Source organism: Pseudomaricurvus hydrocarbonicus (genome assembly GCF_011602365.1).
Lineage (GTDB): Bacteria > Pseudomonadota > Gammaproteobacteria > Pseudomonadales > Cellvibrionaceae > Pseudomaricurvus > Pseudomaricurvus hydrocarbonicus.
In genome coordinates, this window is record NZ_JAAONZ010000001.1 from 410,431 (window position 1) to 426,884 (window position 16,454).

A 16,454-nucleotide genomic window follows, 5' to 3' on the forward strand; every position below is an offset into this window, starting at 1 on the left:
TTTGGTTTTTCTGTGTTCCGAATCTGTCAGCGGTTTAGTCGCTGACAGACCGTGGGTCGCGCATTAGAACTGATAGCGAGCGGCTACAGAAAACTGGCGTCCGGGTGTTTGATAGATGGTTGAAGAGAAGCTGCTATCACGACGATCCAACACATAATCCACGTCAAACAGGTTGCTGACTTTGGCGGTCAACTGCAACTGATCGGTCACCTCGTAAGATCCGCGCAAATCCAGTGTATTGAACCCACTCAAGCGACGACCCTGCTGGTTGTAACGGTAGCTCTGCGCTTTCCACAGCGCCGCCACTTCAACATCACCGAAACGGCGATCAAGCGCCCAGCTTACCACTCCTCGTGAGCGAGCACGCAGCATATCACCGGTTTCTTCATCGCGGGGATCGGTGTAGGACAAGGCCAGGCTGTTACGCCACCCCAGTAGGGTAAAATCCGCACCCAGCTCAGCACCGGTAATTTTGACCTCGCTGAAATTGACCGGGGTATTCACCGTGCCCACGGTGCCCAGATCAATCAAGTCATCCACTTGCGTTTCATAATAAGAAACGTGCCAGGATACCCCCTGCCACTGACTGCGCAGCAAAACCTCAACCGACTCAGACTCTTCCGGTTGCAACTCAAGGTTGCCGGAGTACTCGTAGACGTAACCACTGCTGTATGAAAACGCTTCATAGGGGTAGTAGAGGTTATTAAAGGTAGGCGCCTTGAATGCCGTACCATAGGAAACGCTCAACAGCGTGTTGTCGGCGATGGGGTACCCCACGGCCACGGTTTTGGTGTTGTTGCGGCCAAAGCTTTCATGGTCGTCGGATCGATAGGAGGCCGTCAGCAAGACGCGCTGGACTTCCCCCTGATACTGCAGGAACACGGCTTTATTATCCGCCTGGTCCACCGTAAACGCGGTGGTGGAGGTCACCTGGTCCTCATAATAATCGTAACCCAGGGACACGACATTGCCCGCTGCCAGCAGGTAATCCGCCTGCACCGTTGCCATTTCCCGCTGGGTGTTGAACTCGCTCGGATAGGTAGCAAAACTTTCCGATTCGTCCCGGCTTTCCGACAGGTTGAGGGTCACCGTGAGATCGTCCGTCAGCGGTGCCAGTAAGCGCGCATTCAGGGTCTGGTTGAGGGAATCGGAGTAGGAATCTAAGCCCCCATCGTAGTCCGCTTCCGACTCGACCCGCAGGGCAGAAAAGCCCACCTGCCAATCGTTGGCGAAGGTATGATCCAGGCTCAGGCTAAGTGACTGCTCTTCGTAACCGTCATCATCGTCATTGGCCGAACCGTCTTTGTTGGTAGAATCAAAACCATCGGTATCTTCGTAGGCCAGTGTCAGTGTCGCTTTGGTCTGCTCGGTCCCACCACTCACACCAGCGGATACTTTTACCAGTGCATCAGAGCCGAGTTCACTGGCGATAAAAGCCTGCGGTTCTTCTTGCCCACGACGGGTAAACACCTGAATCACCCCGCCAATGGCATCCGCCCCGTAAAGACTCGCACGTGGGCCTTTCACTACCTCAATGCGCTCAATCTGATCCATGGGAATTTGCTGCATCGCGGTAGTGCCTGAAGTGGCGCTGGCACTGCGGACACCATCAATAAGAATCAGCACGTGATCGCTGTTGGTGCCACGCAGGAAGAGACTGGAAGTGGAGCCGCGACTGCCGTTGGTTTCGATATCCACGCCGGGAACTTGTCCCAGCAACTCCACCATATTTCGGGCGGTGCTGTTGGCAATGGCGGTGCGATCAAGAATTTCGACCGATGCCAGCACCTTGTGTAACGGTTGTTCTATTCGAGTGGCCGTCACCACCATTTCTTCAACATCGCTGTCTGAACGGGAGCTGGTGGTCAATTCGGCAACCGCAGCAGTTGCCAGCAGTGGTGATGAGATCAGGCTTGCGATGGTCGCCGCCAGTAGTGTTTGGTGTTTCATGGTGTTCCCCAATCTTTTGCCAGACCCTGTTTTTTAGTTGCAAAGGTCTTGCGGCATGTATGACATGATTGAGGGAGGACAAGAGCAGGGAAGGAGGTCGTATTTTTATAGCCCAAGGGATCAGACATAAAGGATGGCCTCGAATCCTACCGATAAAGCCCTCCGCTTCATCGTGAAGTGCGCATTTCAGAGTCACCGCTGCGAACACGGGTCATCCAGCTGCGCTTATCATTCAAGGCCGGTATCGGGCTTAGGATCGTCAACCACATGGCTGACCGTTCCATCACCGTTGCGGGGGCAGCGTTGGATTCACTCGATAACTCGAATTAACCACTCTTCCCGTTTACCTCAGCTCCTGTACAACAGTCGCCGAGCACCTTCAATAACGTCGCGGAGACTAAAGTTCACCCCTATTTTAGTCAAGACCTGGTGAGCGCTTTTATCAAAAATACAGACATTTTCCACCTTTATAGACATAATCGCTCAGGAGTGTCCAAAAAATAAAGGGGGCATCAGCTGGAGCGCTGGAGTTAAACCGAGTCCCGCACTACACTGGAAAAAGGCGCCATAATCATCTTTTTCAAAAAAAGAGACACACGGCACACTGAGCAATACCGGTCCAATCCAGGACTTGCATAACCGACATCACCACAACCGCCATGAAAAGAATGGAGCTGAACTAAGCCAACACCGCAGCACGGCACACACTGACATCCGGCAGGAGCCGATTAGAACACGCCACATCAGGAGCATGTCCATGACCGTCGATGCATATAGCCCCAAAGAAAGACGTTATTTCCCACGCGTTGCCTACCGTGGCCACGCCTCACTGATCACCGTCCGGAATGAATGGCCAGTGCACATGGTCGACCTTTGTTTTAACGGCGCCTTGGTTGCGCTACGTCACAATCATGTCGTGCACCCCGGGGAGGCGATCGTGCTCACCCTGGAAACCGAGAACGGCGAGCCAATCAAAATGCAGGGCAAAATTGCCCATCAAAAAGATCACCTTATCGGCATTGAATGTCGGGCCAACAGCATTGATCACCAGTCCCGTTTGCGAGTGCTGGTGGGGCGATAGCGGTTTCGAGGTTCGAGGTTCGAGGTTCGAGGTTCGAGGTTCGAGGTTCGAAAATAGGGTATCGACCCCAACGGGCTCAGGCCTGCCCCTGGTCAGCAATGGCCCGCGTTAATCAATGGCATCCAGGGCTTCCTGCAGGGTTTTGACGGCAATGACCTTGATGCCCGGCACCGGCTCTCTGGGGGCGTTGCCCGCCGGCATAATGGCGGTTTTGAAGCCGTGCTTGGCGGCTTCCCGCAAACGCTCCTGACCACTGGGAACCGGGCGAATTTCACCCGACAGCCCCACTTCCCCAAACACCATCAGGTCATGCCCCAGGGGGCGATTGCGGAAGCTCGAGACCACCGCCAGCAACAGCGCCAAATCAGCGCTGGTTTCCATTACCCGCACCCCGCCGACGACATTGATGAATACATCCTGATCACCGATCAGCACCCCGCCATGGCGATGCAGTACCGCCAGCAACATGTTCAAACGATTTTGGTCCAGCCCCACCGCCACCCGCCGCGGGTTGCCCTGATGACTGTCGTCCACCAGTGCCTGAATCTCCACCAGCAGCGGACGGGTTCCCTCCCAGACCACCATCACCACCGAGCCTGCGGCCACCTCATCGGCACGCTGCAGAAAAATCGCCGACGGATTGCTGACTTCTTTGAGGCCCTGCTCGGTCATGGCAAACACCCCCAGCTCGTTCACCGCCCCAAAGCGATTCTTGCTGCCGCGCAAGGTACGGAAACGAGAATCGTGCGACCCTTCCAGCAGGATCGAACAGTCAATCATGTGCTCCAGCACCTTGGGGCCCGCCAGGCTGCCATCTTTGGTCACGTGACCGACCAACACCAGCACCGTACCGGTCTGCTTGGCAAACCGGGTCAGGTAAGCGGCACTTTCCCGCACCTGTGACACCGATCCGGGAGCCGACTGTATGTCGGCCATGTGCATGACCTGAATGGAATCGACCACCATCACTTTGGGCTGGATTTGCTGCACCGTGGCCACCAGTGACTCGACGCTGGTTTCCGATAACATTTTCAATTTGTCGGTGGGCAACCCCAGCCGCTGCGCCCGCATGGCCACCTGCTGCAGGGATTCCTCACCGGTACAGTAGAGCGCCTCCATGCCGGACGCCAGAAAACACATGGTCTGCAGCAGCAGCGTGGATTTACCCGCACCGGGATTACCGCCGATCAATACCACCGAACCGGGCACCAGACCGCCGCCCAGCACGCGGTCAAATTCCTTGGTGCCGGACGAGAAACGAGGCAAAGCGGCCAGGTCAATCTCCGCCAGTGTCTGTACTTGCGGCACCGCGCCCGCCGCACCCGCATAACCGCTGAATTTCTCCGTGCGATTGGAGGGCGTCGGCCCCAGACGCACCTCCGACAAACTGTTCCAGCTTCCGCACTCGCCGCACTGGCCCTGCCACTTGCTGAAATCGGCCCCACATTCGTTGCAGACATAGGCGGATTTGGTTTTTGCCACGGAGTGAACCCTCTTGCGATGACTTAAGATCGGATAAGGGGCGTATGTTACAGGCAGAACCCGAGTGGGTGCCACTCAGAGAAGCCCCCCCACCCCACAGAGTGCCTGCCATGATCCATGATCCTCCGTGCCAACTCTGGCGGCGCCGGTGACCCCCACTCTGGAGCCTTCCTCCCGACTATCTCTCGGCTGAACACCTCCTGACGGAGTCCTGCACGCAAGAGCCCGCACCCCGCCCGGCCCTCAGGATAATCGCCCCATTGCCCGCACTTTTTGTTGCCCCTGAGTAGCGACTCACTGCAGAGAAAATGATAAAGTTCCGCCATGACATCTTCACTGATCCCGGAACGCCCAATCCTGCTATCGCCCTCTCTGGCCGCCACCATCGGCCTGGAGGAAGCCACCATGCTCAGCGTTCTGGACGAGATCACCCGGCTGCAACCGCCGGTGATCAGCCAGGGCTTTCGCTGGTTTGAGCTGAGCGACCAACAGCTGTATGTGGCGCTGCCTTTCTGGAACGAACACGATATCCAGAGAGTCAGCCAAAGTCTGCGCGCCAAGGGCATTTTGTTGCTGCAATCGGCACCGTTTCTGCAATGTCAGCAGCTGATTTTCGCCTTTAATGAGCTGCAGGCCAGCCAGCCGCATTCTACCCACACCAGTGCGGCGCAATCCCGACCGCTGGCGCCCCCTCTCAACCAGCCCGCAGCCGGCCAAACACAGCCCAGTCACGACTCGTTTCGATCCCCGTCTGAAATCGCCAACAATCCCCACGCGTTTCAGCCCGGCATTCAACCCGTCGAGCGTCACAGGGGGGGAGCCATTGCCGTTGGCGCTACGCCTATCCCCCCCAGCTGGCAGCCGAACCCCGAGGTACTGGCGCGGATCAGCCAGCACAATATTCCGGAACACTTCATCCGCGAACAGCTGCCGGAGTTTGTGACTTTTTGGCGGGAAAGCGGAGAAACCCAGCGTTCCTGGGGGGCAAAGTTTCACCAGCATGTGATCCATCAATGGCGTCAGCGAGAGACCTTCACCACACAAAAAGACAGTGAAGTCGCCATGACCAAAGACTGGCGTCCCAGCCCGGATGCCCTCGACGTACTCACCCGGCACGCGGCCATTCATCCACAGTTTATTGAAGACGCGGTACCCGAGTTTGTCCTCTACTGGGCAGAACGAGGTGGGCGGTCACGTACCTGGAATACCAAGTTTATTCAGCACGTACGTCGCCAGTGGGCACGATACACCTCCGCTCTGGAGCACGACACCGAACCCAAACGGATTCCGGAAAACTGGCAACCCGGAGATGATGTTCACGACATCTTGCGTTTGGCCAATATTGATGTCAATTTTGCACTGCAGCTGGTGCCGGAATTCGTGATTTTCTGGCGCGACAGCAATCAGGTATACGCCTCCTGGAACACCAAATTTTTGCAACACGTTAAATATCATTGGGCCAAGCGTCATTCTTTAAGCGCCCCACAAGGTCAAAACCATGAAGGACAGCAAACAGCTACTCACTCAAGTCGAACAAGAGATCGCACGATCGCAGAAGACCTCAACGACCGCAGCTGGGCTTTCTGATTCGGCGACGCCTGCTGAATCATCGAGCCGACCGCGCGACAGAGCGCCGTCTTCCCAGCTGATTGATGCGATCAATCAGGTGTTTGCCCTGTTCCGAATCAATTATCACAACCAATACCACAGTGCCTTTGGGGATGTGACAACGCTGAACCAGGCCAAACGCCTGTGGGTAGAAACCCTGCAGCGTTTTACGCCGGAAACCATTTTACGCGCCGCCAAGAAAGCGATTGAGGAATCTGAATACCTGCCCACCCTGCACAAAATGATCGGCTTTTGCCAGGGCTCGCCGGAACTGCACGGCCTGCCCAGCGTGCACAGCGCGTTCATTGAGGCCTGTCAGGCTCCCAGCCCAAAAGCGGAGTTCTCCTGGAGCCACCCGGCGGTGTATTACGCGGGGCGTAACAGTGACTGGTATTTCCTCAGCAACAACACGGAAAAGGTGGCTTTCCCCATCTTTCGTGACCATTACCTGAGCATGTGCGAACGGGTCGTTCGCGGCGAAACGTTACCGCCCCCCGAAATCAAACGCTTACCGGAAAAAAGCGAGACCCCACTCAGCAAGGACGAAAACCTTGCTCGACTGGCAGCCTTGCGGGAAAAAATGGGCCTCTGACCACCCCGGCCCATTTCCCGCCGTCAACGATGTCCGGCCCCTCGCCGTCTCTGCTAAGACAGGGTTATCCTCATCGGATGGCCCTCTTACGCCCATATGCTGTCCCATACATGAGGTCTTAATGAAGAACAGTTGCAACTCCCCCCAGGCGCCATTGCTCGGTTACCTCTTGCTGCTGTACAGCGGCTTCTGCCTTTTCCTCACCTACAGCCTGTCAAACTGGCAACACCCCCAAACCGTAATCAGTGAAACGTCCGATCACACGGTGCAAATGCCAAGCAATGCTACCGAGCCCAAAAAGCGTTTCTATGCGCGCCTGCTGCCCCCCATTCAGCGTGAAAATGCCAACCTCTTAAAGCGCCGGCAGCAGCTGTTAATACTGGCCCGGCAAGTGCTAGAGGGCAACACGCTCAACGCCAAACAACAGGCTACGCTGGCATCCTGGGCAAAACAGTATCGCTCACCGACTGAGCTGAACGACCGTCAGCTGGTGCAGGATTTGCTGCAGCGCATTGATGTGGTACCGGCCTCAATGGCATTGGCACAAAGTGCCATGGAGTCCGCCTGGGGTCGCTCCCGCTTTGCCCGCGAAGCCAACAACTATTTTGGTCAATGGTGTTATACCAAAGGCTGCGGAGTGATACCCAACCAGCGCACCAAAGGCGCCAGACACGAAGTTGCCCGCTTTGCCTCCCTGGATGAGGCCGTAGCGGCCTATATGCACAACATCAACTCACACCCGGCGTACGCTGGCGTCAGAAACATTCGCGCCCGGAGCCGCAGGCAAAACCAACCGCTGGACAGCCTGAGCATGACCAGTGAATTGGACCAGTACTCCGAAAGAGGACAAGCCTACATCAAAGACTTGCAAGGGCTGATCCGCTACAATCAGCTGAGTGTGTTCGATCAGCAATACCCAACAGAAGTCATCACTTTCAACAGCGCCGCGGACAGCTAAGCTCGACTCTCAACGCCCCGGTTGAAAACTCACTCGCTCAGGCCCGAAGTACAAACCACAGGCCAGAAACTCATCAAACGCGGTTTATTCCGGGGGCCAGTCCCCGTTGTGATCCGCTCGAAAAAAGGGCTGGGAATACCAGTAAAAGCGTCCATCATCCGCAGCCGCCGTGCAATTAATTCGGCTTCTGCCCAACGGTAAATCGGCCGACAGATGCACCGTGATCCGCTGCCCACTCACCTCCGTCCTGAGGCCATCCTGGCCGGAGGCAAAACAGTGAACCCGGTTTGCCGGCACCGACCCGGCGAGCTCCAACATCAAGCTGGGGCGAAAATTACCCGTCTCCAAAACCGGCTCCAGATCACCGCGACTCCATTGCCCATCGCGCCCAAGACGCTTGACGGGCAGCGGTAAACTGCCGGCCTTGACCACAAAATTTTCCGGAGCCCCGTAAACGCCACCGAAAGGAAAACGCGGCAGCGCCTGCGGTGAATGCGACGTGCCAAGCGGTCCGGAATGCTGCCCAAAACCCACAAACTTCAGGGATTTCAGCAGCGCCACCAAATGCAAGTCATACTCGCCGTAGGGGTAGGCCAATATGCGGTGACTTTGCCCGGTTTCGGTTTCAATGCGCATTTCCGCCTGCAACACATCAGTGGTTATGCGCTGACGCCACTGCGCCCGGCTCTCTCCCTGCCGCAAGCGAATCATGTGTGCATGATCCACCGTATGATTGGCAATGGTAGCGCCCTGCTCCGCCATTTCACGCAATTGCTCCCAGCTCACAAACTCGTGCCAGCGCTCATCAATGGGTCGGGTGTTCACAAACACCGTAAATGGCCAGCCCCTTTTTTGCAGCGCCGGGAAGGCTTCGGTATAAACGCTCAAATAACCGTCATCGAAGGTAATCGCAACCTGCCTGAGGCGCTGCGTCGGTGTGTCAGCATAGCGCTGCAGCAACTCAGGCAGCGGCACCACCTGATAACCTTGCTCCGCCAGGATCTCGAGATGACGCCGAAACAGCGCCACCGGGGTGGATGTTGATGCCGGAGTTTCATCCGACACATGATGGTATTGCAGCACCACAGCCGCGGCTGACAACCCCGACCACAGTAACCCCAAGCTGAGCGAACACGCCAGCAACCAGCCTGTTGAATTCACCTTCCCGGCCATCATAACCACCACTCCACCCAGACACCTTGCTAACATAGACCTTGCGCGCATCTCCCTCTGCCCCGCAACACGGGTTTGCTTCCCACCGGACTATAACCTGTAGCTGACACTACTGTCGCCTTTCCCACACAGGACGCAACCATAAAACCCACGCTGGCATGAAATGCTTCCCTAAAGGTGACAGCGTGGGGTTTTTACACCATCATCTTGAACAGTGTCTCTCAATTCGGGGGCGATCTTTCGCCATGGCCATTCAATCCCTCACGCCCACCGCCAAGCGCATAGCCAAAACCATTCTGAATGGCTTTGACGCGTATTTTGCCGACTTTCAAAACATGACTCTCGGAGCAAAAGCCCGTTTTGAAAAAGCCAACTGGCAGGGCATTCAGGATGCCCACTACCATCGTATTGAGCTGTATAAAAACAAAGTCGAACAGGTATGCAAGCTGGTCGAAGGGGTCACCAGTAAAGACGTCAGCGATTTGAAGTTGTGGCAACAAATCAAGACAGCCTATGCTCAGTTGACGGACGGACACAGCAATTATGAAATTGCCGAAACCTTTTTCAACTCCATCTTTTGCGCCCATTTCCATCACCACCACATTCACGACCGCAATATGTTTGTCAAAGCCTCACGACCACTGGATGACAAGCCCTTAAAGGATTACAGCATTTATCAAAGCTATGACGTCGGCGACAACCTGAAAGACACGCTGCTGCAAGTCATGACGGACTTTGAATTTTCCGTGCCCTGGGAAAACATCAACCGCGACCTGGACAATGTCATCGCCACCATCCGCGAAAAAGTTCCCGCTGGAGCGAATGGTCTGTGGCAAGGCTTACGCCTCGACATTCTGGAAACCGTTTTTTATCGCAACAAAGGCGCGTATTTGATGGGGCGGGTCAACCTCGGCAAGGGCTATATTCCCATTGTCCTGCCTATGCTCAATAACGAAGAAAACGGTATCTATATTGACACCGCTATTTTGGATCAGGACGGTGCCAGCATCATTTTCAGTTTTACCCGCTCTTATTTTATGGTGGATGCCCCCATCCCCTCTCGTCTGGTGCGTTTTATCAGTTCCTTCATGCCGAACAAGGAAATCTCGGAGATTTACACCGCAATTGGCTTTAACAAGCACGGTAAAACCGAGTTCTATCGTCACATCCTGTTGCACATGAAAAACAGCAACGACCAATTCATCATCGCACCGGGGATCAAAGGAATGGTAATGACGGTATTCACCCTGCCCTCTTACGACATCGTCTTTAAAATCATCAAAGATAAATTTGATTACCCGAAACAGGTGACCGAGGCCATTGTCAGAGAAAAATACAAACTGGTTTCCCGCAGTGAGCGGGCCGGACGCATGGCAGACACACAGGAATATTCCAATTTTATTTTTTACCGCAATCGCTTTTGCGATGAGCTGTTGCAGGAATTGCAACAGGTGGCGCCTTCGAAACTGGAAATCACCGACAAATTGGTCATCATCAAACACGTGTACACTGAACGCCGAATGATCCCTCTCAATCTGTATTTGAAAGATGCCAGCAAAGATCAGATTTACGATGTCATGGATGAATACGGCAACGCCATCAAGCAACTGGCGGCGGCCAATATCTTTACCGGCGACATGTTGCTGAAAAACTTCGGCGTCACCCGTCACGGCCGGGTGGTGTTTTACGATTACGATGAAATTTGTGCGATAACGGAGTGCAATTTTCGCAAGATTCCCGAACCGCGTAATGAAGTGGACGAAATGTCCGACCGACCCTGGTACACCGTGGGTGAAAATGACATCTTCCCGGAGGAATTCCGCCTGTTCTTCAGCGGTAACCCCATCGCCCGCAAAGCGTTTGAATCACAACACAGCGACCTCTATGACTATCGCTACTGGCAACACATTCAGAACTCGCTGCGCAACGGGCACATTGAAAACACCTACCCCTACCGGCGCAAACTGCGCTTCAATCGCCATCGGCCGTCAACCGAGCTCCTTAACTGCGATTAGAGTGGTTTTAATGACAACACCCTTAAAAAAAGGCTGCCAGGTAACCTGGCAGCCACAAGCATGAACAGCCACATAAGCAAAAACACTAACCGTCAACACCTTCCAGAATAGCTGAAATGAGAGGCCGGCATATTTGTCGATAAGAACAGCCAAACACCAGTTTATTGGCCAAATACAAGGAGGCGACACCATGTAAGGTTGACCAGACCACATGAGCAGTCTCATTAAGATCAAGGCGACTCCCCTGCGACAACATGCGATCTTCAACAGCGCCTTTAACTTCAAGCCAAGAGCCAGGCTGTCTCTTGGCCGATTCACCAAACTCCGCCTTAATAACAGCTGGATTTTCAAATGCCCACAAGTCAAACATCAACCTATAAGCATTGGGCTTGTAATAAGCAAATAACAAGTATCCACGACACATATAAGGCAGTGTCTCTGCCTGAGTTTTTGCTTTCGATTTTGCTCTGATCAACGATTGGGTAAACTGCCTGAACGAGCGGGTGCGCAACTCCATCAACAAATGATCTTTGCTGGGGAAATAACGATACGGCATCATCGCTGACACTCCCAGAGCCTTAGCCACATCCCGCATCACAATAGCATTCAGACCACCGGCACTGAACAATTCCAAAGCTGCATTGCAGATCGCGTCTTTGGTATCCATATGACCTGCAGCCAAAACAGCAGGGTCGGCCGGGGGCCGCCCCCTTCGCTTGGCTTTTGGCTTAATCTGCATACTACTGTCCTTTTTAACACTGCATTTTCGAGTTCAATTTTTACACGGCAACTCTGAGCGCAAAGCACGACAAAATTAATCAACTGAGGGCTTGCAATAAAGTCAAATTAAGATCACGTTTGAGTATCTTGCCCGTCGGATTGGTCGGCATTGATTCTATAATGGCAACTTTACGTGGGTATTTATATAGTGCAATTTTTTGTTTGCACCATTGAACCACTTCCCAAGCATCGACAAGCGCCCCAGTCCTTAACGTAACAAAAGCCGCTATTTCCTGCCCTACAAATTCGTCATCGACACCGACCACAGCTGCCAGGGTAACATCAGGATGCTCCATCAGCACTGCTTCCACTTCAGACGGGTACACATTGTACCCATTTCGGATGATCAGCTCCTTACGTCTATCAAATAAAAAGAGACGCCCCTCTTTATCTACGCGGCCCAGATCTCCTGTTGCAAACCATTCATTCCGAGCCCTTGGCTGGAAAACACCATCCACATAATACCCTTGAAAGATATTTTCGCCCCGAATCTCTAGCTCTCCGCTATCAGGCTCACTGGGCTCAAGCGCAGCAATACGCCATTCAATGGTGGGTAAAATTGTACCAACACCCCCAGAAGAAGGCTTTGATGTATCTTCCAAAGCAATACAGCACCCTACTTCCGTCATGCCATACCCCTGATGAATCGGTCGGCCAAATCCAGCCTTAAAACCGTTACTCACTGACTCCGCCAAACCCGAACCACCTGATAACGCCACCCGCAGGTGACGTCCTGCTTTTTGGGCGCTCTCCCGATGCATTGCCGCTAAAGAGGTTAATGCAGAGTAGGTCGTGGGTACTGCCGCCATGACCGTTGGCTCCCATTTCACCATAGCCTCAAACACAGATTCAGGTGATGGCCTGGGAACCAGCACCAACTGGGCATTCGCCAATAGACCACCCAGCATCAGCACCAACTGCCCGAACACATGCGCCAACGGTAAAGGGCAGAGCAACACATCATCAGGACGAATATCTAAAGCACAGTTGGCCGCCTGTACATTACGGATAAGAGCTCCATGGGTCAAAGAAACGCCTTTCGGCCGCCCTGACGTGCCCGATGTGAAGAGAATCAGGGCCTCTTGCTCATCATGGCGCACCTCCACTGGATGATGGTGGTTGACATCACTCATATACAGTTCGAGTGGAAGTTCTTGCTCAGAGAACGATTCAAAGTCTGATGCAGATCCCATATACGCAATATTCGCTGACGGTACGCGACTGATCACAATGTCCGGCAGCTGACTTAACACAGGAACTACCCCCCTCTCAGACACCGTCAGAATCAACTTCGGCTGCATTGACGTGAGGATGTAGTCTATTTCTGACACGCCCAACACGGGGTTAAGCGCAATCACTGTCAAGCCTGCCCGATGGGCAGCAAAATAAGCTACTACGAATTCCACCCCCGTTGGCAACAATAAAATAATCCGGTCGCCCGGCTCCAGCCCCAAGTTAGTGAATGCGCCGCGAGTGCGATCAATCCGGTCATGGAGCTCCTGATAGGATAGCGACGTAGTACCCACAGTAAGGGCCGGCCGGTCAGAGTACTGCACATCTGATACGACCGTCGACAATTGCTGGAGCCGTGTATCCGTTTCACCCTGGGCATCGATGTCAAAACTAACAGGAGGGCGCATTACAAGGCCCCTTTTTGTTGATTTGGCAGATCCCCCCTTGTTCAATCTGACTCTCAAGCCAAGACAACAAGTGTGATACGACCTGATCGCGATTCACTTCATTGAGAATCTCATGCCTACCCTCCGGGTAACAGACATACTCGGGATTCAAACCCGCTTCCCGATAACGCTCAAGTAGAGGTTCAACTCGACCAAATCCACTTACCAGCGGATCTTTGCCGCCAACCAACACATACATCGGCAAGCCCTTTTTGATCTTCTTTAATAGTGCAATATCTGCAAGTCGGTCTGCATAAGCCAGCATCGAGCCCATAGAATCAGGTGTTAAGGCAAATCCACATAATGGATCCTGAATATATTTATCCACTTCAACCGGATCGCTGCTGAGCCAGTCGTGAGGTGTTCTTCCGGGTTCAAAGTTTTTATTCAGCTCCTTCATCACATCATCAGCCGCAGCGACAGATGCGGCGATCAATTCTACTGCCGCGGTTCCCACTAAGATTATTCCGTCAAGCTTTTCAGAATAGTCCTGCAGAAAAGCTTGTGCAATGAACGAACCCATGCTGTGACCGAGTAAATACAGAGGAAGTGTCGGATGTTCACGCCGGGCCACATTTACCAGCGCACAAAGGTCATCAATAACGGCAGCAAAACCGCCGCTGCCAAAATCACCTGGCGCGCTGCAGTTAGTCGTCATGGTTTGCCCATGTCCACGATGGTCGATGCCGTAAATCGAAAACCCCGCATCAAACAATCCGGTCAGCGCAGGAGGGTATCGACGCGCATGCTCACCCATGCCATGCGCGATAACTACTAACGCTTTAGGGTTACTTACCTCCCAACGGTAAGCAACCAGTTTATGGTCCTCAGAGACATGTGGCGCGTTGTCACCGGGCCGATCCAGTTCAAAGACAGTTTGCGTATAGTTAGTCATTAGAAATTCACCGTAAAATCGATTCCGAAACGACGAGGGAAAGGCACCGTGGTAAAGCGAGTTGCTGTATTTGCATCAGTTTCCACGCCAGTCACCTCATCATTATCCGTCAGATTCTTACCGTAAATTGACAATTCATATTTCTCAGAAGGGCTTCGATAAGCAATTCGAGCACCCACATCCCAAAAGGAATCCGCCTTAAACTCATCCGCATTCGTGGCATGAAAATACTGCGAACCCACGTAGTTGGCATCGGCGTGAAAATTAATGCTTCCGTTATCGCCCAGATACACCAAATAGTCACCAGAAACGTTGAAGGTCATCTTCGGAGCCTCAATTAATTCGTTGCCAGACAGGTCAACCCCATTGAGAACCAGATCTTCATACTCGCTGTCCAATAAACCCAGGCCGGCATTAAACCGCAGATTTTCCGTAGCCTGAAGCGCCACCTCTACCTCCAGCCCGGTAACTTTTGAGCTTCCGGCATTCAGCAATTGCTGCTGACCAATATTGACCACATTCAAAAACTGTTGGTCGGTAAAATCGTAATAAAACAAAGAAGAATTAATTGTAAGGCGGCGATCTAACCACTGTGATTTGTAACCCACTTCATAGGCTTTAATTTTCTCCGGATCGGCCACATTAATTTCTGAGGGGCTTAAGGCACCGCCGTTGATTGCGCTACTGCGATAACCATAAGCAAACTGAGCATACAGCATGGACTCATCAGCCAAGTGCAGTCGCACACCCACACGCCCAGTGGGCTCACTGTCTTCGTAACCCACTTTCCCGGATTGTAACGGTACGACCGGTGTCACCTGAAAATCTTCCAGATAACCTTCATCGTCAGAAAGACGCAACCCGCCATAAAGGGTAAAAATATCACCGATATCGTAAGTACCATCAAAATATACCGCATACGATTGTCGGGTCTGCCTGTAACTTTGCCCTAACACAGGGCCACCAAACTCTTCCAGAACATGATAGGTTGTTGCAATATCCACGACATCCTTGAAGTAATACAAACCGGCAATCCAGGTTATCCCACCTTCGCCATTCGAGCTTAAGCGCAAATCCTGACTAGTTTCTTCATGCTCGGCACCAAAATCCAGGTGCAAGATATTGTTCATGGTTCCATCAGCGTCAACCAAATTGGAGAATTCACCCGAAACATGAGAGGTAATTGAGGTAAGGGTTGCAAAACCCAAATCCTTTTCCAACGTCAGATAGCCGCCTTCTCCCAACACCTCGATATCTCCCGAACGATCCGTTGCCAGTTCATGACTGTCCATCCGGGTTCCGTCAAAAGGGTTAATACGAGGATTGACACCCACAGCGTTGACCCCACCGGGCAACAGGCCATAGGTAATGGCGCCTACGGCCTTGGGGTTACTTTCTGTTCTAAAGAGTCGCAACGTTGTATCAAAGGTATCATCTACCCGATATCCCAAAGTTAAGCGAAACGATTTACGATCAATACTGGACAGGTCTTCACCATCCGGGTTTAGATTCTCCACATAACCATCCGAATCCCCCAGATTAAAAGCCAGTCGTGCACTGAGCTTATCATCAATAAGTGGCACTTCTGCCGCACCTTTTAGCTCCCAGTAATCGTTTGAGGCGACACCACCAGTGATGTAAGCTTCCGATTCAAAGGTTGGGCGCTTGGAAATAAAGTTGATAGCGCCTGCTGTTGTGTTTTTGCCAAATAGTGTCCCCTGTGGACCACGCAGAACTTCGATACGTTCAATGTCAAAAATCTGTGCCCCACCCAGGTAAGAGGCGCCCACATAAACCTCGTCAAAAAATACCCCGGTTGGAGAAATGCCATTCAGGTTGAATTCTTTGGTTGAAATTCCGCGCATGGAAAACTTGGGCTGCATTTCATTACCCAGCACAGAAACCTGTAAGTTGGGTGCCTGGCGGGCGATTTCGGTACCGCTTTCTATGCGCGCATTCTTCAAGTCGTCCTCATTCAACACCGTCTCGGAGATAGGCACCTCTTGCAGACTTTGCGAGCGTTTCTGAGCGGTCACCACGATCTCCTCAATTTCAAAGCCCGCCGCCACAGTGCCCTGAGCAATAGCTACCGACAGTATCGACCCACAAAACACAGCAGGCAGTTTCAGACTAGTTTTATTAGTTATTATCATTTTGTACTCTCCAACTGGGGTGGGTTGAGGTTATCCTCGTGCTTCCCTCTCAGGCTTCAACACAAGAACACGCCCACCTTTTTAATTA

The 16,454-nt window shown here is 53.0% G+C and carries 12 protein-coding genes and 1 riboswitch; of the genes, 5 read left to right on the forward strand and 7 right to left on the reverse strand.

Going from position 1 to position 16,454, the window contains the following annotated elements; all coding sequences use genetic code 11:
- Positions 1 to 63: 63 nt before the first annotated feature.
- Positions 64 to 1,950 (reverse strand): TonB-dependent receptor domain-containing protein, encoded by a 1,887-nt coding sequence (locus tag G8770_RS01720; RefSeq protein WP_167181116.1) that lies wholly within the window; start codon positions 1,948 to 1,950, stop codon positions 64 to 66.
- Between the two features lie 219 nt (positions 1,951 to 2,169).
- A riboswitch (cobalamin riboswitch) is annotated at positions 2,170 to 2,346 on the reverse strand.
- Between the two features lie 361 nt (positions 2,347 to 2,707).
- On the opposite strand from G8770_RS01720, the gene G8770_RS01725 reads away from it, so the two are divergent.
- Positions 2,708 to 3,031 (forward strand): PilZ domain-containing protein, encoded by a 324-nt coding sequence (locus G8770_RS01725; protein ID WP_167181118.1) that lies wholly within the window; start codon positions 2,708 to 2,710, stop codon positions 3,029 to 3,031.
- A gap of 108 nt (positions 3,032 to 3,139) precedes the next feature.
- Here the strand turns inward: G8770_RS01725 and radA are convergent, their stop codons facing one another.
- The gene (gene radA, locus G8770_RS01730; protein ID WP_167181120.1) at positions 3,140 to 4,513 is read right to left on the reverse strand and encodes a DNA repair protein RadA; all 1,374 of its coding nucleotides are present in this window, start codon (positions 4,511 to 4,513) and stop codon (positions 3,140 to 3,142) included.
- A gap of 324 nt (positions 4,514 to 4,837) precedes the next feature.
- On the opposite strand from radA, the gene G8770_RS01735 reads away from it, so the two are divergent.
- The 3 genes from G8770_RS01735 (at position 4,838) to G8770_RS01745 (ending at position 7,671) form a co-directional block, all read left to right on the forward strand.
- Positions 4,838 to 6,100, forward strand: coding sequence for a DnaT-like ssDNA-binding domain-containing protein (locus G8770_RS01735; RefSeq protein ID WP_167181122.1), 1,263 nt, complete (start codon positions 4,838 to 4,840; stop codon positions 6,098 to 6,100).
- Positions 6,012 to 6,713 carry a replication protein P gene (locus G8770_RS01740; protein ID WP_167181124.1) on the forward strand — a complete coding sequence of 234 codons (702 nt, stop codon included), beginning with the start codon at positions 6,012 to 6,014 and terminating at the stop codon, positions 6,711 to 6,713. The genes G8770_RS01735 and G8770_RS01740 overlap by 89 nt, the downstream gene beginning before the upstream one ends.
- A 121-nt stretch (positions 6,714 to 6,834) precedes the next feature.
- Complete coding sequence (locus G8770_RS01745) at positions 6,835 to 7,671, forward strand: glucosaminidase domain-containing protein (protein WP_167181126.1); 837 nt, start codon at positions 6,835 to 6,837, stop codon at positions 7,669 to 7,671.
- An 84-nt stretch (positions 7,672 to 7,755) separates the two neighbouring features.
- Here G8770_RS01745 and G8770_RS01750 read toward each other — a convergent pair whose 3' ends face one another.
- On the reverse strand, positions 7,756 to 8,847 hold the full coding sequence (locus tag G8770_RS01750) for a polysaccharide deacetylase family protein (protein ID WP_167181128.1): 1,092 nt from the start codon (positions 8,845 to 8,847) through the stop codon (positions 7,756 to 7,758).
- 242 nt (positions 8,848 to 9,089) lie between these two features.
- Here G8770_RS01750 and aceK point away from each other — a divergent pair, with 242 nt between their 5' ends.
- The gene (gene aceK, locus G8770_RS01755) at positions 9,090 to 10,859 is read left to right on the forward strand and encodes a bifunctional isocitrate dehydrogenase kinase/phosphatase (protein WP_167181131.1); all 1,770 of its coding nucleotides are present in this window, start codon (positions 9,090 to 9,092) and stop codon (positions 10,857 to 10,859) included.
- Positions 10,860 to 10,944: 85 nt separating this feature from the next.
- Here the strand turns inward: aceK and G8770_RS01760 are convergent, their stop codons facing one another.
- The 4 genes from G8770_RS01760 to G8770_RS01775 form a co-directional block, all read right to left on the reverse strand.
- Positions 10,945 to 11,526 (reverse strand): TetR/AcrR family transcriptional regulator, encoded by a 582-nt coding sequence (locus G8770_RS01760; RefSeq protein ID WP_167181133.1) that lies wholly within the window; start codon positions 11,524 to 11,526, stop codon positions 10,945 to 10,947.
- 151 nt (positions 11,527 to 11,677) lie between these two features.
- Positions 11,678 to 13,279, reverse strand: a complete 1,602-nt coding sequence (locus G8770_RS01765) for a class I adenylate-forming enzyme family protein (protein ID WP_167181135.1) — start codon at positions 13,277 to 13,279, stop codon at positions 11,678 to 11,680.
- Complete coding sequence (locus tag G8770_RS01770; protein WP_167181136.1) at positions 13,263 to 14,213, reverse strand: alpha/beta hydrolase; 951 nt, start codon at positions 14,211 to 14,213, stop codon at positions 13,263 to 13,265. The genes G8770_RS01765 and G8770_RS01770 overlap by 17 nt, the downstream gene beginning before the upstream one ends.
- Positions 14,213 to 16,366 carry a TonB-dependent receptor gene (locus tag G8770_RS01775; RefSeq protein ID WP_167181138.1) on the reverse strand — a complete coding sequence of 718 codons (2,154 nt, stop codon included), beginning with the start codon at positions 16,364 to 16,366 and terminating at the stop codon, positions 14,213 to 14,215. The genes G8770_RS01770 and G8770_RS01775 overlap by 1 nt, the downstream gene beginning before the upstream one ends.
- Positions 16,367 to 16,454 lie beyond the last annotated feature (88 nt).